This window comes from Allobosea sp. P1_B10, from assembly GCF_056406735.1.
Genome location: NZ_JBFTZP010000004.1, coordinates 205,574 through 224,222 on the forward strand (window position 1 = coordinate 205,574; position 18,649 = coordinate 224,222).

The window sequence follows — 18,649 nt, forward strand, 5'->3', positions numbered from 1 at the left end:
TCCGCCGCTCGCGCCGGGCAGGAAGCGAGGCTAGCCCCGCCGCAGGCGAGCGCGAGAGCCAGTCGGATCAAGCTGCGGCTCGAGACAAGGCGTTTCGCGAACATCATGCCGCGCCTCCGGTCGTTCCACGCCGGCCCAGTAGTCCCTTGGAGGGATTATAGGCGTAAATGGCAGCGCCGAGAAAGACGATCGTGAACCCTAGCACCGCAGCCAGAGACGCAAGGTCGAGCTGCGCGTAGAGGGCGAAACGGATCAGCTCGACGGCATGGGTGAAAGGGTTGAAGCGGCAGATCTCGTAGAGCAGCGGGCTCGATTCCCGGATCCGCCAGAGCGGGTAAAGCGCTGACGAAGCGAAGAACATCGGAAAGATCACGAAGTTCATCACGCCGGCGAAATTCTCCAGCTGCCTGATGACCGACGACATCAGCAATGCGAGGGCGCCCAGCATCAGCCCGCACAGAAACAGCGCAGGCAGCACCGTGAAATACCCGAGCCAGGGCGGCTCGATCTCCCAGGCATAGGCGATCGCCAGGAAGACATAGACCTGGAGAAGCGCCACGGAGCTGCCGCCGATCAGCTTCGCGGTCAGCAGGAACCAGCGCGGGAACGGGCTGACGAGCAACGTCCGCATCGCGCCGGTCTCGCGGTCATAGACCATGGAGAGCGACGACTGCATGGCGTTGAACAGCAGGATCATGCCGATCAGCCCGGGCGTCACGAAGACCTCGTAGAGGACATAGGTTTCGTAGGGCGCGATGATCGAGACGCCGAGCACCTGGCGGAAGCCGGCCGCGAAGATGAACAGCCAGACGAGCGGCCGCACCAGCGCCGAAAGGAAGCGCTCCCGCTGGTGCACGAAGCGCAGCATCTCGCGCCAGACAATGCCGTTGAAGCACGCGAGATAGCCTGCAAAGCCGGTGCGGGCACGGGTGCGTTCGAGGATGGGATAGACGCTTTCGGGCGCAACGGTCTTCATGCTGCTGCCACGCTCGCGGAGCCTGCATCCGCCGCCCCTGTGGTCCGCGTGAAGGCCTCGCGGATCGTGCCGGCGCCGGTCGCTTCGAGCAGCGCGTCGTGCTCGCCGGAAAACAGGACGCGGCCCTTGTGCAGGACGATGACGCGATCGCTCGGCGCGATCTCGTCGATGAGGTGCGTCGCCCACAGCACCCCGAGCCCATCCCGGGCGACAAGGCCTCGCACCAAAGCGATGATGTTCTCTCTCGCCCCGATATCCAGGCCGACCGTCGCCTCGTCCAAAAGGAGACAGCGCGGGTGATGCAGCAGGGCGCGCGCAATCTCGACGCGACGCGCCTGCCCGCCGGACAAGGCACGGATCTTGTCATGGGCCTTATCCGCGAGCCCGATGATCCCCAGCAACTCGGTGGCGCGCGCCTTCGCCGCGGCCGGCCCGAAGCCGTGCAGTGCCGCGTGATAGGCGAGGTTTTGAAGCAGGCTCAGGTCGGCATCCAGCGTGCGGCTCTGGAACACCACGCCGATATCCCGCAGGGCTGCCGACGGCGAGCGCCGGACATCATGGCCGAAGACCCTGATCTCGCCACTGACATTGTCGTAAAGCCGTGTGATCAGGGCAAACAAGGTCGACTTGCCGGCGCCATTGAGGCCAAGCAGGACGGTGAAGGACCCTGCGGAAACCTCCAGCGATACGTCATCGAGCGCGGGCCTGCCGCCAAAGGCATGGCTGACGCCGGCGACCGACAGAGCCACCCCTCCCACCGCGACGTCCGGGCGAACGCTCATTGGACTGAGGACCGACCTAGAAGCTGCATGACACCCGTTCCTCGTCGATTTTCGAACCTGGACCCGTCGGCCCGACCGCCTGCTATGGAATGCGCAGCGATCAGAACGGGGCGACGACCACGCCCCAGGGGTAGCGGCCGACCTTCACCGACTTGGTCACGCGCAGCTTCTCGACATCGATGATCGAGACATCGTTGGAGGTGCCGTTCGTCGTGAACAGCTGCTTCTCGTCGGGCGTGAATGCGAGCTGCCAGACGCGCTGCCCGACCAGGAGATAGCGCTCTACCGTCCTGCTCGCGACATCGACCACAGCGACGCGATTGGCCGGGCCCAGCGCGACAAATGCCTTCCTGCCGTCCTTTGTGATCCGCACGCCCACGGGCTGGATCGCATCTGCGTTGACGCCGTTGATCTGGAAGGTGACCTTTCCGAGCACCTTGCGGGTCTTGACGTCGATCACGCTGACCGTGCCGCCGATCTCGGAACTGACCCAGACCTGCGCGCCGTCCGGCGTGAACTCGGCATAGCGCGGGCGCGCATCGACCAGCACATTGTCGATCGTCTTGTGGCTGTCTGTCTCGATGAAGTGGGCCATGTTGGTCGTCTCGGAGGTGTTGACCAGGATGCGGCCGTCCGGGCTGATGCCCATGCCCTCAGGCTCGACGCCGACGGGGATTTCCGTCACCACGGAGCCCTGCTCGATATCGACCACGGTAACGATGTTGTCGTCCTCATTGGCGATATAGAGCGGGTTGCCCTTGGGGTGCAGGACGAAGAGTTCGGGATCCGGGCCGGACGGCAGGTTCTTGATGAATTCGAGCGTCTTGCTGTCGAACACTTGCACGACGTTGTCGTCGCTCGCGCAGATCAGCAGCCATTCGCCATTCCTGGCCAGCGTGACTCCGCGCGGGCGCTGCCCGATCTTGATGGTCCTGGTGACTTCCGCCGTATTGCTGTCGATGACGCTGAGCGTGTTGTCCTTCTCGTTGGTGACGAAGACCGTATAGGCCTCGACGCAGGTCGCGCAGGAGAGCAAGGCGCCGCCTAAAGCCAGGGTTGTCAGCCGCATGTTGCTCCGCTCCTGATCGTTGCCTCAAGAATTCGGGATGCCGTTAGCGTGGGCTCGTCGCGCGTTCCTGGAATCTGCATTTCGTTTCGGGCCGGTCGACCCCGAGCGTGTCCAACACTGAGAACTGGTGCAGGAACCCCGGCTGGGGCGACACAGTGACGGGGAGCTTCGGCGTCGCGATCAGGATCGGTTGGCGCAACTGCCAGTTCCAGTCCCGGAAGGTCAGCTTCTGGCCCTTGAACCCAGCCAGCTCGAACTCCGGCGAGCGCAGATGCGCCGCGATATCGACATAGCTGGCAGAACGCCGCCGCGTCGCCGCCTCGCCGATGGCGCGCAGCGAGATCCAGACATCGTAGTCGAGCGGCCGCATCGTGCGGTTGGCGGAGCGCCTGAACCGGTTCTGGAACTGCGTCGCGCCCCATTGCTCCAGCGCCGGGTGCCAGCTTGTTGCCGTCAGCCCCTGCGTCCCCGCCACCGGGCGCGGCTCCCAGGTGCGGAACGGCAGGTACTCCCCGAACAATTCGGATTCGTCGGCTACGACGACGACGTCGTGCGCGGCGGCATTCTGCGTGAACAGCGGGATCTGCTGCTGGACCTGCTCATGACCGCCATCGGCGCGCCGCGAGCCTGTATCGGCCGGAAAGATCCGCTCCTCGACGATGCGCGCGCCAAAGCGCTTGGCCGCGCGACGCAGGGCTTGGGCGAACGCCGTATCTTCCGGCCTTTGCCCGAGGATCAAGAACCAGCGCCGCCACTGCTTCCAGACGAGATATTGCGCGAGCCCATCGGCCAGCATTGCACGCGAGGGACTGGTGTGCAGAACATTGGCGCGGCACTGCTCCTCGCGGAGGTCGTCGTCGGGCGCGCCGGCATTGAACAGGAGCGCCTCCTTGCCCTTCAGCGCATCGGCGAGGGCCAGAACGGTCTGCGGTCGCACGTCGAGCACGAGGAAATGCCGCCCTGTAGCGACCCACTTCTCCGCTTCCGCCACGAGGTCCTCGGCGCGGGATCCCTCTATGACATCGAGGCGAAACTCCTGGCCGACGAACCGGCCGGTATTGTTGTTGTCGGCGATCGCGAGCTTGGCGCCGGCGACGCCGTCATCGGCGGGCGGGATATCGAGAAGCGACAGCGGTGCCGGTCGATCCCGGGCCTCGCGTATGAGCAGGATACCGATCGTCTTGGCCTCGCCGGGAACCGGCGGCGTGGCCTGGGCGCGCGCTGGCGACGGGGCATGCGCGACCGTGATCATGCCCAGCGCCAGAAGCATCCGCGCGAGGCGGCGGCCTCCGGCGCTGAAGCGCGGACTACGATCGCTGGCCTCGCATTCCTCCATGCGCGGCTCTCCGTGGCGGACGGGCTGACGGCGAACACCGGTGCCCCGTTCCCTTGCCTAAGGCCTCAAAGCTGCGCCCAACCGCAAAGTACTGTCAAGCAAGACGCGTCCAAGCCGCCAGCTCCCGATATCGATCGGGAAGCTCTCGGCGTCGCCCTCGACGTCGCGCGAAGCCCCAATGCAATCGGATGCATCCTGTGTTAGCCTGACGTAACAAGAGCGCTACTTTGGGAGGATGGCATGCATCTTCTGTGGTTCTTGCTGGCCTTGCTGATCGGTCTGAGCCCGGCAACCGCCACCGACCTCGTCAGGGGGCGAACGGATCTGCCTGAGCTGGTTCTCGGCACTGATGACGGCAACGACTACGCGGTCTCTCGCAAGGACATCGAGATGGAGTCGGGCAAATCGTACCGGCTCTCCGTCACGGCCAAGGGCTCGAAGGAATACAAGTTCTTCGCCCCGGAATTCTTCCGGCACAGCTGGATCAACCAGATCGTCGTCAACCATCTCGAAATTCACATGCAGGGTGCGCCTCATCATCTCGAATTCGATGACCAGGGCACGATCCATGTCGAGTTCGTCGCCATCCGGCCAGGCGAGTATCCCTGGTATGTGCAGGGCCTCGAAAGCCGCGGCATGGCCGGCAAGTTCATCGTGAAGTGACAGAGGCAGGCTCATGCCCAGGCCCATCTCCACCAAGCCCTTCTCGAACGCCATCGCTGCTTTGGCTGTGGTCCTGCTGATCTCGATACCGGCCCGCGCGGACGACAAGTCCGAGTGCAAGAGCGGCATCGTCATGATCCAGGCCGAGATCGCCAAGAAGCCGCCGCAGGCCACGCTGCAGAAGCTGCAGACAGCGTTGCGCGTGGCACAACGCGAGGATCAGGAGGGCGAGTTCGACGAATGCGTCGATGCGGTCAAGGACGCCCGCAAGGCGCTCGGACGCTGAGCATCCGGCAGCGACACGATGGCGCCGACGTGCCCGCCATCCCGAAGCCGCGTGCCGCCTAGAACTCGTACGACAGCTTCAGCCTCGCCTGATGCCGCGAGAAATTGTCGAGGTCGAAGGAACGACCGGGCGTGGCCTTCGATTTTCCCGCGATCTGGCTCGAGAAAGACGCCGAGATCGCGACGGCGTCGCTGAGCTTCGCGTAGAAGGTCGGTCCGGCGAAGACGGCGTGCCCCTCGTAGCGGTTGAGCGCCAGCCCGGAATAGGAGCGCATATATCGCACCTCGCCTCCGACAAAGACATTCGGATTGACCTGCAGCGACAGCGCGCCCGACACGCCGAGCCGCGAGGTGCGCTCCGCGGACAGGCGCCGTGCGGAGCCGACGCAGGTCTCCAGGGCATCATCGTCGGCATCGGGAAGGCAGGGCCCCGTCGACGGGCCTTCCAGAGGCTCGCCCTCGCCATTGTAGAGACCACGACCACGGGGGCGGAACCTCTCAAGTTCGTAGATCAGGTTCAGGCCGCCGAACAGCGTTCTGGGCACGAGCTCCGCATCGAGCGCGATCCGCGCGCCGAGCCCAGCGCCCCGGCCTCGCTCGCCGCTATCGGCGTCCCGGAAGCTGAACTCGGGCTCGACGATGAACGTCAGTCCGATCGGCGAACCGGCTCCCCGCTTGATCGCCTGCCATTTCAGCTCGGTCGAGAACCCGCCGAGGCCACTGCCGTTCCGATTGTCCAGTCCGGGCACATCGCGGATCGAGGCCGAACGTCCGACCGCGCCGAACTCGATGCTGAAGCCGTTGAATGGCGCAAAGGCGAGGCTGGCTCCGAGAGAGCCTGACCGGTACCGGCCGAAGCGCCTGCCGAATGCACCCTCACCCACCCCCGAGAGTTCGAACTTGCCCTTCTCGAGGATGCTGGTCCCTTGAGTGAAACCGAACATGTCCTCAGTCTCGGGCCCCTCCTCGGCATCGTCGTCATCCTTGCGGGCCTTGCCCGGCCCGTCTGTCGCGGCATTGAGGATGTCGCGGCATTCGTCGAACTCGCGCTCGGCCACCTCCCGTTCCGCGCGGCGCAGCGTCCGGCGCAACTCGTCGAGATCGCCGGGCGCAGGCCGTGCAGCTATCGCGGCTTTCAGGCGCGCGACGCCGTCAAGGCAATCACTGCGATCATCGGCAAGGCCCGGAGTCGTCGCGACGAGGAAACAGACAGCAGTAGTCAGGTTCAGCCGCATGGAACCTCGCGGGAAAGCTTGGCTGTACGGCCACGACGATGCGCACATCACTGTCGGAAGACCAGTGGAATTCAGGGCTATCCCCCGCGAATGCTCGAAACACCTCTGGATGCCTCGAGCCTGGCTCGCAGCAGCATGGGACATTCAAAACCGATTGACTGTTGAGCCTGCTTGGCGCGTGCTGCCACAAACGTGGAGAACCGCCATGGGCAAGGCATATTGGGTCGTAGCCTATCGATCCGTCAGCGACCTCAATGCGCTAGCAGCCTATGCGAAGCTGAGCGGCCCCGCCGTCATCGCCGCCGGCGGGCGCATCCTGGCCCTCGGCCTTCCGGCGATGGTGCATGAAGCAGGGCTCCAGCAGCGCACCGTGCTCATCGAGTTCGACAGCGTCGAGCAGGCGCAGGCAGCCCATGACAGCCCCGCCTATCAGGACGCCATGGCGTTGCTGGCGGGCGCAGCCGAGCGCGACTTCAGGATCGTCGCAGGGGACTGAGCAGTTCCGCCTCCGAGGTCCGTTTCGCCATACACGTCCTTTTCATGGGACGAGGACGCCTCTCATGGAACCAGGACGATCCCGGTCTCCGCGAAACCCAGACGAACCGCTTCGCCGACCGCGGGGAGGTGTTCGCTATGAGGACTGACCACGAAGAGTTCGCCAACCGGCGATTCCACGATGAGATCGGCGTGGCTGCCGAGATAGGAACTCTTGCGTATGGTCGCGGGCAGCCCGTCCTCGGGTCCCCCGCGCTGGACCAGCAGGCTGTTGGGTCGTATCGCGATCTTGGCCGGGCCGGCCGCGAGGCCGCGTGACGGCAGGCTCAGCCGCGTCGGCCCCAGCGCCACCTCCGCCTGTCCGCCAGCGACGGAGAGGATCGTCACGTCGAGCAGGTTCGCGTCCCCGATGAAATCGGCGACGAACGCGTTGGCTGGAGCCTGATAGAGTTCGTGCGGCGTGCCCTCCTGCGCGATGCGCGCATTCGACATCACGATGATCCGGTCGGAGACAGCCAGCGCCTCCTCCTGGTCATGCGTGACATAGGCGACCGTCAGGTTGAGCGACTGCTGGAGGTCGCGGATCTCCTGCCTCACCCTGCGCCTGAGCTTTGCGTCGAGGTTCGACAGCGGCTCGTCGAAGAGCAGGACCTGGGGCTCCAGCACCAGCCCACGCGCCACCGCGACACGCTGCTGCTGACCGCCCGAGAGTTCGGCGGGATAGCGCTTCTCGAACCCCTTCAGGCCTACGAGCGCAAGCTTCTCCAGGGCCATGTCGCGCGCCTGTGCCTTCGGCAGCCCCTTCACGGTCGGTCCGTAGGCGACGTTTTCGAGCACGCTCATATGCGGGAACAGGGCGTAGGACTGGAACACCATGCTGACGTCACGGTCGGCAGCCGAAAGGCGCGTGACCTCCTTGCCACCGATCAGGATCTGGCCGGCGCTGGCGATCTCGAGCCCGGCGATCATGCGCAGGGTCGTGGTCTTGCCGCAGCCGGAAGGACCAAGCAGCGTGACGAGTTTACCCGCCTCGATTTTGAAGCTGACGTCGTCGACCGCAGTCACTGCGCCGTAGCGCATGCTGACATTGCGGAACTCGACGGAGGCAGGACCGGCTTTCGTCATGGCGGCGTCTCGTCCTACTTGGCGGGTTCGGCGGCCGAGGTCGCCAGCGCGACCGGGCGGCGCCCGAGCTTGCGCTCGCCGACGCCGGCCTGGATCAAGGCGATGCCCGCCGCCATGACGACGATCAGCACCGAGGAATAGGCAATGGCGAGGCCAAACTCCCCCGCCTCGACGCGGCCGACGATGTAGGCGGTCGCGAGATTATATTCGGCCGAGACCAGGAAGATCACGGCGCTGACCGAGGTGATGCTGCGCACGAAGCTGTAGACCAGCGCCGCAACGAGCGCAGGCTTGAGCAGGGGGAGCACGACGCGGCGCAGGGTGGTGAAGCTGCGCGCGCGCAGCGTCGCCGAGGCCTCGTCTAGGCTCTTGTCGATCTGCGCGAGCCCCGCGATCCCTGAGCGCACGCCGACCGGCATGTTGCGGAAGACGAAGGCCAGAATGAGGATCAGCCCAGTGCCGGTGATCTCCACCGGCGGCACGTTGAAGGCCAGGATATAGGCGACGCCGAGCACCGTGCCGGGAATGGCAAAGCTCAGCATCGTGGTGAATTCCAGCAGCCGCCGGCCCGCAAAATGCTGGCGGGTCAGCAGGTAGGCCGTCACCAGGCCGATGATCGCGGTCAGCGGCGCCGAGATCGCTGCGACCTTGAGCGTCGTGAACAGCGAGGGCCAGGCCGCGCCCTCGAAATAGAGGCCGTTGCTGAAGTCTATCGCAAAGCCGGTGCGGTAATGTTCCAGCGTAGGCGTGTGGTCGCGGCCCATCGTCTTAACGAAGCCGCCGATCAGGATCACTGCGTAGATCACTGCCGTCAGCAGCACCCAGGGCACGATGACAACCGCGCACATCACCGTCGCGGAGGTCGGCAGTTTCGCCGGAATCCCGGAATCGCCCTTGCCGGACACGGTCGTATACGACCGGGAGCCGAGCCAGCCCTGCTGCACCCAGAACGCTCCCAGCGTGAAGGCGAGAAGCACGATCGCCAGCACGGCCGCCTGCCCTTGATTATGGGCGGCGCCGACGACGGCGAAGAAGATCTTGGTCGACAGCACCTCGAAATTCCCGCCTAGCACCAGCGGGTTGCCGAAATCGGCCATGCTCTCGACAAAGCCGAGCAGGAACGCGTTGGCGAGTCCCGGCCGCAACAGCGGCCATGTCACCGTGCGGAAGGTCGTCCATTTCTTGGCACCCAGCGTCTGCGCCGCCTCCTCCAGGCTAGGCGCTATGCCCTGCACCACACCCATCAACACGAGGAAGGCGATCGGCGCAAAGGCCAGGACCTGCGCCAGCAGGACGCCGGGCAAACCATAGATCCAGCGCGAACGCGGGATTCCGAACCATTCGGCCATCAGCCCGGTGACTGCGCCCGAGCGCCCGAACAGAAGGATAAGCGCGAGACCGATGACGAAGGGCGGCGTGATGATCGGCAGCACGGTCATAGCGCGCATCAGCCGCTTGCCGGGCATGCCCGTGCGCAGCACCAGCAGGGCGCAGGCCAGCCCCAGCAAGGTTGTGATGAGCCCGGTCAGGACACCCAGGATCAGCGTGTTCCAGGCGACGCCGCAGCTTGTGCCGCCCCCGAGGCAGCCCAGCCCCCAGATCGTCGGGGAGAACAGGCGCGCGCCGAAATCCGCCAGGGCGAGAGCGCCGTCCCTGTCGACCAGCGCGCTTTTCAGAATCGTCGCGACTGGGAGGAAGATGAAGAGGCTGATCAGCAATACGACGATGCCGATGCTGGAGGTGGTAAAGAGATCGCCCCTGCAGAAGCCGCGATAGGCCAGCCCGTGGCAGAGCAGGAGCAGCAGCGAGAACAGCGTCAACAGCGCGCCAAATCCCATGCCGGGTTGTGCTGCGCTGGCGCTTCCGAGCAAGGCCGCCAGCCAGGCGATCCCTTGGCCGGGCAGCGTGATCGCAAAGCCCTGCGCGAAGAATGCGAGCAGCCCGAAGGCCCCGATCGCGATCAGGCTGCGGCCGCTGGCTGCCGTTTCATCGCGGATCGCGAGCACCGTCGCGGCCAGCAAAGCGAGGCCCACGGGCAGGAGCCAGGGCGCCGCTCCCGACAGCGCGAGGGCCAGAGCCGTGCCGGCTCGCCCGAAGGGGTAGCCGGCGAGGTTCCATCCGTCGGGCAGGTACCACGGGATGAGGGCGTAGCCGAGCCAGCCGGCCAGAAGCGCGAGCCGTGACGAGGGGCGCATGAGCGGTCTCCGAGCCGGGCCGCTCCTACTTCGGCAACGCCTTGATCTCCTTGTCCCATTTGGTCAGCAGGCGGGTGCGCTCGGCCGAGGAACCATATTTGACGAAGTCGTAGTTTATAAGCTTCACCTCTGACATCTTCGGCGCCTGCGGCGGCACGGGCGAGTTCTTGTTGGACGGCACCTGATAGGATTTGGCCGGCGCTCCCAGCGCCTGCGCCGCGGGCGTCAGGGCCCAGTCGTAGAACTTCCTGGCGTTGTCGAGATTGCGCGCTCCCTTGATGATCGACATCGAGCCGATCTCGTAGCCGGTGCCCTCGCAGGGCGCGACGGGCTTGATCGGGTCGCCCTGCACGGCGAAGACGACGGCGTCATGGATGAAGACGATGCCCACCGCGGTCTCGCCGAGGCTCGCCGCCTTGGCCGGCGCAGCGCCGGACTTTGTGTACTGGCTGATGTTCTTGTGCAGGGCCTTGAGGTACTCGAAGCCCTTATCCTCTCCCATCAATTGGACCACCGTTGCCAGCAGCGTATAGGCCGTGCCCGACGAATTGGGATCGGCGACCTGGACATCGTCCTTCAGTTTGGCGTCGAGCAGGTCGGCCCAGCATTTCGGCTCGGCCAGCCCCTTCGACTTGATCTGCTGGGTGTTGAATCCGAAGCCCAGCGCGCCGGCATAGATCCCTATCGAGCGCTTCTGGGCGGCCTTCCATTGCGAGAGGGACCAGTCCTGCAGGTCCTTGTTGACGGGCGACTCGTATTCGAGCGTCAGCCCTTCCTCGGCCGCCTGCAGATGCGGGTCGCCAGTACCGCCCCACCAGATGTCGCCGCGCGGATTGGATGCCTCCGCCTTGACCTGGGCATAGACCTCCCCCGCGGACTTGCGCGTCATCGCGACCTTGATGCCGGTCTCCTTCTCGAAGGCGGTCGACATGGCGCGGCACCATTCCTCCTGGACGCCGCAATACATCACGAGCGAACCCTGGGCGGAGACCGGCGCCGACACGAACGCTGCGGCAGCGGCAAGTGCGCCGGCGCCGAACATGGATCTCAACTTCATGCCTCTCTCCCTGGAATGAGAACTTTGCGTTCTTCAACGTTGTCGTCGACTGTGAAACGGGCCCTGCCTCTGGGCAACACTTATCTTGCTGGCTAAGAGACCCCTGTGATCTCGCCGAGCCTCGCGGCCAGCGCGGGTGTCGCGCAGAGGATCGGATTGCCCTTGCTGATCCCGTCCCCGGCGAAGAAATCGTTGATCGTCGCACCCGCCTCCCCGGCGATGACAATGCCCGCCGCGACATCCCACGCGTTGATGTGAAGCTCCGCATAGGCGTCGGTGCGACCGTTCGCGACATGGCAGAGCCCAAGCGTGCCCGACCCGCCACGCTTCACCGCGCACCCTTCCGCGTAACAACGCTCGAGGATGGCGAGATAGCGGTCGACGGGAATGCGGGTCGACCAGCCGAGCTCCACGCTGGCGCGCTTGAGGTCCGCCCCGCCCGACACCTTGATCGGCCGGCCGTTCAGCGTCGCGCCCTGCCCGCGCTGGGCGACGTAGAGCTCGTCCAGCGCCGGCGCAAGGACGACCCCGATCGTCGGCACGCGCTTCACCAGGAAGCCGATGGAGATGCACCAGTTGCGGTCGCCGCGCGCGAAATTTGCGGTGCCGTCGATGGGGTCGAGGATCCAGAGCGCTTCGCCGGCCGAACCACCGGCCTCCTCGCCGATCACGGCATCGCCCGGAAACAGCGCGGTCAGCCGTTCGCGCAGGAACGCCTCGACGGCACCGTCGGCCACGGTCAGCCAGTCCTGCGCGCCCTTCATGGTGACGCCGAGGCGGTCTTCCTTGCCGAAATAGTCCATCGCCAGGCGCCCGGCCTCGGCAGCGAGGGAGATGGCGGCATGGCGCCTGAGTTCGAGTTCGGCGGGCGTCATGAGCCGACGGCCTCGATCGCGACAGGCTTGCCCGTGCGGGCGGATTCGGTCGCAGCGTCAGCCAGCATCTGTGCGCGCAGGCCATCAAGGCCACTCGGCGACGGTGCGGCTTTGCCCGCGCACGTAGCGACGAAGGCGTCCAGTTCGGCGCGATAGGCCGCGGCGTAGCGCTCGAGGAAGAAATTCTGGACCGGATCGGCTCGGAAACCGTCGCCGGTCGCGATCTCGACGGTGGTCTCGTGGATGTTGCCGGCGCGCAGCATCCCCTTCGAGCCATGCACCTCGATGCGCTGGTCGTAGCCATAGGTTGCGCGGCGAGAATTGGAGATCTGCGCAATCCGCCCGCTCGCGGTCTTCATCAGCACGGCCGCAGTATCGACATCTCCGGCCTCGCCGATCGCCTTGTCCACCAGAGCGGAACCGAGTGCGAACACCTCGATCGGCTCCTCGGCCAGGAGGAAGCGCACCATGTCGAAGTCGTGGATCATCATGTCGCGGAACAGGCCGCCCGAGCGCCTGACATAGTCGACGGGAGGCGGGCCGGGATCGCGCGAGATCACGTTGACGATCTCGATCGCGCCGGCATCCCCCTGCCGCAACCGCTTTTCGAGCGCCGCAAAATTCGGGTCGAACCGTCGGTTGAAGCCGATCATCAAAGGCTTTCCAGCCTTGGCCACGACCTTGAGGCAGCGACGGATGCGGGCCGCATCTAGATCGACGGGCTTCTCGCAGAACACCGCCTTGCCGGCGGAAACGGCCGCCTCGATCAAATCCGCATGTGTGTCAGTTGGCGTACAGATCAGCACGGCGTCGATGCCGGCATCGCCCAGGATGGCTTCGGCGCTGGCTGTCTTCGCCCCTGTCGCCTGCGCCAGCGAGGCCGCGGCCTCGGCGGAGGCGTCGGCCACGGCGACGAGCCGCGCATCGGGGCGCGCCGCCACGTTCAGGCCGTGGATGCGCCCGATCCTGCCGGCGCCGAGAAGTCCAATTCGCATCGTCATCCCTATGTCCGTCGTTCGTCCCGGGGCGTCAGTCATGGGCGCCGAGAATGGTCTGGTCGAAATCGATGTTCGTGCCGGTCATCAGGCCGGATTCGCTCGAGGCTAGATAGGCGACCGCCTTGGCCACCTCGCGCGGGTCGACGAGCCGGCCGAAGGGCTGGGACTTTCCGGCCTGTTCGAGCCAGCCATCCTGCGCGCCGTGGCGCAGCCGCATGATCGCGTCCTCGCCCGGCGTCGCCATCCAGCCGATGTTCAGGCCGTTGACGCGGATGCGGTCTGCCAGAAGGCCATAGGCGGCATTGCGCGTCAGCGTGGCCAGGGCGCCTTTGGAGACGCTGTACGCCGCCAGGAAAGGCTGGCCGCCATGAGCCGACATGGACTGGATGTTGACCACCGCGCCGGCGATTCCGAGCCGCCGCATCAGTGTCGCTGCGTCCTGGATCAGGAAGAATGGCGCGGTCACGTTCACCGCCATGATCCGGGCGTAGAGCTCTGGCGTCGTGTCGAATATCGTGCCGCGATCGGTGTCGCCGGCGGCGTTGACGAGGATGTCGAGCCGCCCGAATGCCCGCTCGGCCGCCGGAACGATGCTGCGCACGGATTCGAGATCGGCGAGGTCGGCGCCGTGAAATATCGCGCGACATCCTTGCTTCGAGAGCGCCGCAGCGACAGCTTCGCCGCGCTCGCTGCTCCGTCCCGTCAGGATGAGCCCTGCGAGGCCCCGGGCTGCAAGCTCATGCGCAATCGCCTCGCCCAGGCCCTGCGTCGCGCCGGTGACGACGGCGACCTTGCCATCGAGGTCGCGGCTATAGTGATCCGTCTGGGGCAAATCGTTTCGCTCCCGGGCCGAAACGGCACATTCATTTTGTTCTTCTTGACTAATGGAACAAACATTCCATTCTCTGCGCCGCCAAGTCAAGGCTGGTCCATCAAGGCGGAGAACGCTGCACCACATGTCCCTCGTGTCGCCCCAGCAGCAGGTCAGGTCCGACTATGAGGCCTTCGTCGCGCGGCTGCGCGAGCGGGCGGAGGCGCTGCCCAAGCGACTGCGACAGGTCGCCGATTTCGCCTTGTCGCACCCCGACGACATGGCCCTTCACACCGCCGCTCAGCTGGCGGAGCAGGCGGGCGTCCAGGCATCCACTCTCGTGCGCTTCGCCCAGGCGCTAGACTTCTCCGGCTTCAGTGAACTCCAGCAGCTGTTCCGCTCCCGCCTGCGCCAGCAGTTTCCCGATTATCGCGAGCGGATCGAGACCTTGCGGGAAGGCGGCGCGGCCGGTCCCGACATGGCGCGCGTCCTGCTCGACGGCTTCGTCGCGGCAAGCCGCCAATCGCTTTCGCAGCTCGAAACCGGCATCGACCATGCGGATATCGACCGCGCCACTGGCATGCTCGCCAGGGCCCAGAGCATCATCCTGGTCGGGTCCCGCCGAATGTTTCCGGTCGCTTCGTACCTGGCCTATGCCTTCGGAAAACTCGGCATCCGCGCCATCCTGGTGGACCAGATTGCCGGACTTGGGCCCGAACAGGCCTCGGTCGCTCGCCCCGGCGATGTCCTCCTCGCCGTCAGTTGCGCGCCCTACACCCCGGCGACCATCGACATCGCCGCCGAGGCCCATCAGCGCGGCGTGCCCGTGATCGCCCTCACCGACGGACCGCTCAGTCCGCTCGCCCAGAACTGCCGCCTGTGGCTCGAGGTGCGGGAGGCCGACTACGGCGCCTTCCGCTCCATGGCCGCCACCTTCGCCCTTGCCATGACGTTGGCCGTGGGCACCGCCGAGAAAGTCGAGAGCAATGGCTGAACCGACGCTGGACCTTGTTTCGATCGGCCGCTCCTCGGTCGATCTTTACGGCGAGCAGATCGGCGGCCGGCTCGAGGACATGGCGAGCTTCTCGAAGGCCGTCGGCGGCTGCCCCACCAACATCGCGATCGGCACCGCACGGCTCGGCCTCAGATCGGCCGTCATCACCCGGGTCGGCGACGAGCAGATGGGTCGCTTCATCCTAGAGCAGTTGCAGCGTGAGGGCGTCGACACCTCGGGCGTCATCATCGACCCGAAGCGCCTGACATCGCTCGTCATCCTGGGCGTGCGCGACGAGAAGACATTTCCGCTGATCTTCTACCGGACCGACTGTGCCGATGCCGCGCTCGACGAGAGCGAGATCGACGAGGACTTCATCGCATCGGCCCGGGCGGTGGTCGTCACGGGTACGCATTTCGCCATTCCAAATGCGGCCCAAGCCCAGCGCAAGGCAATCGCACTGGCGCGCAAGCATGGTCGAAAGGTCGTGTTCGACGTCGACTACCGCCCGAACCTGTGGGGGCTCGCCGGACATGCCGCTGGCGAGGAGCGCTACATCCGCTCCGAAACCGTGACTGGCCACCTCCAGGCCATCCTACCCGATTGCGATCTCGTGGTCGGCACCGAGGAAGAACTTCATGCTGCCGGCGGCAGCGAGGACACGCTCGCCGCGATCCGCAACATCCGGGCGCTGAGCGCTGCGACCATCGTCTGCAAGCGCGGGCCGATGGGCTGCGTGGTCTTCCCGGGCGCGATCCCCGCCTCGCTGGAGGACGGCATCAAGGGACCAGGCTTCCCGGTCGAGGTCTATAATGTGCTTGGCGCGGGCGACGCCTTCATGTCCGGCTTCCTGCGCGGCTGGCTGCGCGACGAGCCGACCGAGACCTGCTGCGCCTGGGCCAACGCCTGCGGCGCCTTCGCTGTCTCGCGGCTGCTCTGCTCGCCCGAAAGCCCGACCTTCCCCGAGCTCCAGTATTTCCTGGAGCACGGCTCGCCGCACCGCGCGCTGCGGCAGGACGCCGACATCAACCACATTCACTGGGCGACCACACGGCGGCCGCAATCCGCCACGCTGATGGCGCTCGCCATCGACCATCGCGCGCAGATCGAGGCGATGGCCAAGGATGCCGGCGTCCCGCAGGGCCGCATCGCGGCCTTCAAGCGGCTGGCCGTGGAAGCCACCGCGCGCGTTGCGCAAGGCGCTCCCGGCTTCGGCATGCTGCTCGATGGACGGCACGGTCGCGAGGCCCTGTTCAGGGCCGGCGACCACGGCTTCTGGGTTGCGCGTCCGCTCGAGGTCCCGGGCTCGCGCCCGCTCGCGCTGGAGACCGATGCCAACGGCTCGCTCGGCGCCGCACTCAACGAATGGCCCGTCGACCATGTGGTGAAATGCCTGTGCTTCTATCATCCCGGCGATGACGACGCGCTGAAGGTTGCGCAGGAGGCGACGTTGCTGCGCGTGGCTCTGGCTTGCCGCCAGGTCGGGCGCGAACTGCTGGTGGAGATCATCTGCTCGAAGCACGGCCCCGTGGGCGACGACACCATGGCGCGCGTCATGCGACGGCTCTATGCGCTCGGCATCAAGCCCGACTGGTGGAAGCTCGAAGCCCAGCCGAGCACCGCGGCCTGGGCCGCCGTCGACGCAGCGATCGCAGACAACGACCCCTATTGCCGGGGTGTCGTGTTGCTCGGCCTCGACGCGCCGTTGCCGGAGCTGGAGGATGCGTTCCGGCTGGCGCAACGGGCCAGGAACGTGAAGGGCTTTGCTGTGGGCCGCTCGATCTTCGGCGACGCGGCCCGCGACTGGCTCGCCGGGAGGATCGACGACGAGGCCGCGACCGCAGCCATGGCCGAGCGCTTCGGCCGGCTGGTCGACGCCTGGCGGCAGGGCTGAGGAGACCCAAGATGGCAACCATCCGCCTCACCATGGCGCAGGCGCTCGTCGCCGCGATGTCCGCGCAGAAGACCGTCATCGGCGGACGCGAAGAGCCGCTCTTCGCCGGCGTATGGGCGATCTTCGGCCACGGCAACGTCGCCGGCCTCGGCGAGGCGCTGTACGCCGTGCGCGACCGGCTGCCGACCTTGCGCGCCCATAACGAGCAGGCCATGGCGCATGCCGCGATCGCTTTTGCCAAGGCCTCGCGGCGACGGCGGATGATGGCGGTGACGAGTTCGATCGGCCCGGGCGCGACCAACATGGTCACCGCGGCGGCGGTGGCGCATGTCAACCGCCTGCCCGTACTGCTGCTCCCGGGCGATGTCTTCGCCGGGCGGCGACCCGACCCGGTTCTCCAGCAGATCGAGGATTTCGGGGACGGCACCATCTCGGCCAATGACTGCTTCCGGCCGGTGTCGCGCTACTTCGATCGCATCACCCGGCCCGAGCAGTTGGTGCCAGCCTTCGAGCGGGCCATGCAGGTCCTGACCGACCCCGCAGCGTGCGGCCCGGTGACGCTCGCGCTCTGCCAGGATGTGCAGACCGAAGCCTATGATTATCCCGAGAGCTTTTTCGCGGAGCGCCTCTGGCAGCCACGTCGCTCCCGCCCCGACGAACTGGAGCTGCAGGGCGCGATCGCGTTGCTGAAACAGGCCAAGCGCCCGCTGGTGGTTGCCGGCGGCGGCGTGCTCTACAGCGAGGCGGAGACGGAGCTGGCCGCGTTCTGTGCGGCTCACGGGATTCCCGCCGTCGAGACGCAGGCCGGCAAGAGCGCCCTCCCGCACGAGCTCGACCTCAATCTCGGCGCCATCGGCGTTACCGGCACCGCCGCTGCCAATGATGCCGCTCGGCAGGCCGATGTTGTGCTGGCAGTCGGCACGCGGCTGCAGGATTTCACCACCGGCTCGCGCGCGCTCTTCGCCGACCCTGCCTGCCGGATCATCGGTCTCAATGCGCAGGCATTCGACGCCGGCAAGCATCGCGCGCAGCCGCTCGTCGCCGATGCCCGGGCCGGGCTGGCCGTGCTGTTGGACGGGCTTGCCGGCTGGAAGGCGCCTGCGGGCTGGAGCACCCAGACGCAGGCCAGCCGCACGAACTGGCTCGCCACAGCGGCCCGCTATACCGCGCCCGGCAACGAGCCCCTGCCCAGCGACGCCCAGGTCATCGGCGCCGTTCAGCGCCAGAGCCGCCCGAGCGACGTCGTGCTCTGCGCGGCCGGCGGACTTCCCGGTGAGCTTCACAAGCTCTGGCAGGCGGGCGCGGCCGGGGGCTACCACATGGAATACGGCTTCTCCTGCATGGGCTACGAGATCGCCGGCGGACTCGGCGCCAAGCTCGCCGACCCCGCGCGCGAGATCATCGTCATGGTCGGGGACGGCTCCTACCTGATGATGAACTCCGAGATCGCGACCTCGGTGATGCTGGGCGTGAAGCTGACGATCGTGCTGCTCGACAATCGCGGCTTCGGCTGCATCAACCGCCTGCAGAGCGCTACGGGCGGCGCGCCCTTCAACAACCTGCTGCGCGACACCCGCCACGAGGTCCTGCCGGAGATCGATTTCGCGGCCCACGCTGCCTCGATGGGCGCGATCGCGCGTAAGGTCGCAGGTCTCGCGGAGCTGGAGACGGCGCTGGCCGAAAGCCGTGCCAACACGCGCATCAGCGTCATCGTGATCGACACCGACCCGATGCCCTCCACAGATGCCGGCGGGCATTGGTGGGAGGTCGCCGTGCCGGAGGTGTCGGGACGCGACGAGGTCAAGGCGGCCCGGCGCAGCTATGACGAGGCGCTCGCGCGCCGTGACAACTGAGACGAG

17 protein-coding genes are annotated in these 18,649 nt (G+C 66.4%); 6 read left to right on the forward strand and 11 right to left on the reverse strand.

Annotated elements, in window-relative coordinates:
• Positions 1–103 precede the first annotated feature (103 nt).
• The 4 genes from AC1D2L_RS11615 to AC1D2L_RS11630 form a co-directional block, all read right to left on the reverse strand.
• Positions 104–976, reverse strand: coding sequence for an ABC transporter permease (locus tag AC1D2L_RS11615; RefSeq protein ID WP_476846024.1), 873 nt, complete (start codon positions 974–976; stop codon positions 104–106).
• Complete coding sequence (locus AC1D2L_RS11620; RefSeq protein WP_476846025.1) at positions 973–1,758, reverse strand: ABC transporter ATP-binding protein; 786 nt, start codon at positions 1,756–1,758, stop codon at positions 973–975. Before AC1D2L_RS11620 ends, AC1D2L_RS11615 begins: the two co-directional genes overlap by 4 nt.
• Before the next feature lie 100 nt (positions 1,759–1,858).
• A complete protein-coding gene (locus AC1D2L_RS11625; RefSeq protein ID WP_476846026.1) occupies positions 1,859–2,827 on the reverse strand; it encodes a YVTN family beta-propeller repeat protein in 969 nt (322 codons plus the stop codon).
• Between the two features lie 43 nt (positions 2,828–2,870).
• Complete coding sequence (locus tag AC1D2L_RS11630) at positions 2,871–4,163, reverse strand: ABC transporter substrate-binding protein (protein WP_476846027.1); 1,293 nt, start codon at positions 4,161–4,163, stop codon at positions 2,871–2,873.
• A gap of 240 nt (positions 4,164–4,403) precedes the next feature.
• Between AC1D2L_RS11630 and AC1D2L_RS11635 the strand changes: the two genes are divergently transcribed.
• Both AC1D2L_RS11635 and AC1D2L_RS11640 read left to right on the forward strand, forming a co-directional pair.
• Complete coding sequence (locus AC1D2L_RS11635; protein ID WP_476846028.1) at positions 4,404–4,826, forward strand: cupredoxin domain-containing protein; 423 nt, start codon at positions 4,404–4,406, stop codon at positions 4,824–4,826.
• 13 nt (positions 4,827–4,839) lie between these two features.
• Positions 4,840–5,112, forward strand: coding sequence for a hypothetical protein (locus AC1D2L_RS11640; protein WP_476846029.1), 273 nt, complete (start codon positions 4,840–4,842; stop codon positions 5,110–5,112).
• A 58-nt stretch (positions 5,113–5,170) separates the two neighbouring features.
• On the opposite strand, the gene AC1D2L_RS11645 is transcribed toward AC1D2L_RS11640, so the two are convergent.
• Positions 5,171–6,346 carry a hypothetical protein gene (locus AC1D2L_RS11645; protein WP_476846030.1) on the reverse strand — a complete coding sequence of 392 codons (1,176 nt, stop codon included), beginning with the start codon at positions 6,344–6,346 and terminating at the stop codon, positions 5,171–5,173.
• A gap of 205 nt (positions 6,347–6,551) precedes the next feature.
• On the opposite strand from AC1D2L_RS11645, the gene AC1D2L_RS11650 reads away from it, so the two are divergent.
• A complete protein-coding gene (locus tag AC1D2L_RS11650; RefSeq protein ID WP_476846031.1) occupies positions 6,552–6,842 on the forward strand; it encodes a DUF1330 domain-containing protein in 291 nt (96 codons plus the stop codon).
• 62 nt (positions 6,843–6,904) lie between these two features.
• Here AC1D2L_RS11650 and AC1D2L_RS11655 read toward each other — a convergent pair whose 3' ends face one another.
• The 6 genes from AC1D2L_RS11655 to AC1D2L_RS11680 form a co-directional block, all read right to left on the reverse strand.
• Positions 6,905–7,966, reverse strand: coding sequence for an ABC transporter ATP-binding protein (locus tag AC1D2L_RS11655; protein WP_476846032.1), 1,062 nt, complete (start codon positions 7,964–7,966; stop codon positions 6,905–6,907).
• Positions 7,967–7,980: 14 nt separating this feature from the next.
• On the reverse strand, positions 7,981–10,161 hold the full coding sequence (locus AC1D2L_RS11660; RefSeq protein WP_476846033.1) for an ABC transporter permease: 2,181 nt from the start codon (positions 10,159–10,161) through the stop codon (positions 7,981–7,983).
• Positions 10,162–10,186: 25 nt separating this feature from the next.
• Positions 10,187–11,218: an ABC transporter substrate-binding protein gene (locus AC1D2L_RS11665; RefSeq protein ID WP_476846034.1), complete on the reverse strand. Its 1,032-nt coding sequence runs from the start codon at positions 11,216–11,218 to the stop codon at positions 10,187–10,189.
• A gap of 92 nt (positions 11,219–11,310) precedes the next feature.
• A complete protein-coding gene (locus AC1D2L_RS11670) occupies positions 11,311–12,093 on the reverse strand; it encodes an inositol monophosphatase family protein (protein ID WP_476846035.1) in 783 nt (260 codons plus the stop codon).
• Positions 12,090–13,088: an inositol 2-dehydrogenase gene (iolG, locus tag AC1D2L_RS11675; protein WP_476846267.1), complete on the reverse strand. Its 999-nt coding sequence runs from the start codon at positions 13,086–13,088 to the stop codon at positions 12,090–12,092. Before iolG ends, AC1D2L_RS11670 begins: the two co-directional genes overlap by 4 nt.
• A 34-nt stretch (positions 13,089–13,122) precedes the next feature.
• Positions 13,123–13,923, reverse strand: coding sequence for an SDR family oxidoreductase (locus AC1D2L_RS11680; protein WP_476846036.1), 801 nt, complete (start codon positions 13,921–13,923; stop codon positions 13,123–13,125).
• Between the two features lie 124 nt (positions 13,924–14,047).
• Here AC1D2L_RS11680 and AC1D2L_RS11685 point away from each other — a divergent pair, with 124 nt between their 5' ends.
• Genes AC1D2L_RS11685 through iolD form a run of 3 tightly spaced genes read left to right on the forward strand, consistent with a single transcriptional unit; the run spans position 14,048 to position 18,643 of the window.
• The gene (locus AC1D2L_RS11685; RefSeq protein WP_476846037.1) at positions 14,048–14,896 is read left to right on the forward strand and encodes a MurR/RpiR family transcriptional regulator; all 849 of its coding nucleotides are present in this window, start codon (positions 14,048–14,050) and stop codon (positions 14,894–14,896) included.
• Complete coding sequence (locus AC1D2L_RS11690; RefSeq protein ID WP_476846038.1) at positions 14,889–16,790, forward strand: bifunctional 5-dehydro-2-deoxygluconokinase/5-dehydro-2-deoxyphosphogluconate aldolase; 1,902 nt, start codon at positions 14,889–14,891, stop codon at positions 16,788–16,790. Before AC1D2L_RS11685 ends, AC1D2L_RS11690 begins: the two co-directional genes overlap by 8 nt.
• A gap of 11 nt (positions 16,791–16,801) precedes the next feature.
• Complete coding sequence (gene iolD, locus AC1D2L_RS11695) at positions 16,802–18,643, forward strand: 3D-(3,5/4)-trihydroxycyclohexane-1,2-dione acylhydrolase (decyclizing) (protein WP_476846039.1); 1,842 nt, start codon at positions 16,802–16,804, stop codon at positions 18,641–18,643.
• Positions 18,644–18,649 lie beyond the last annotated feature (6 nt).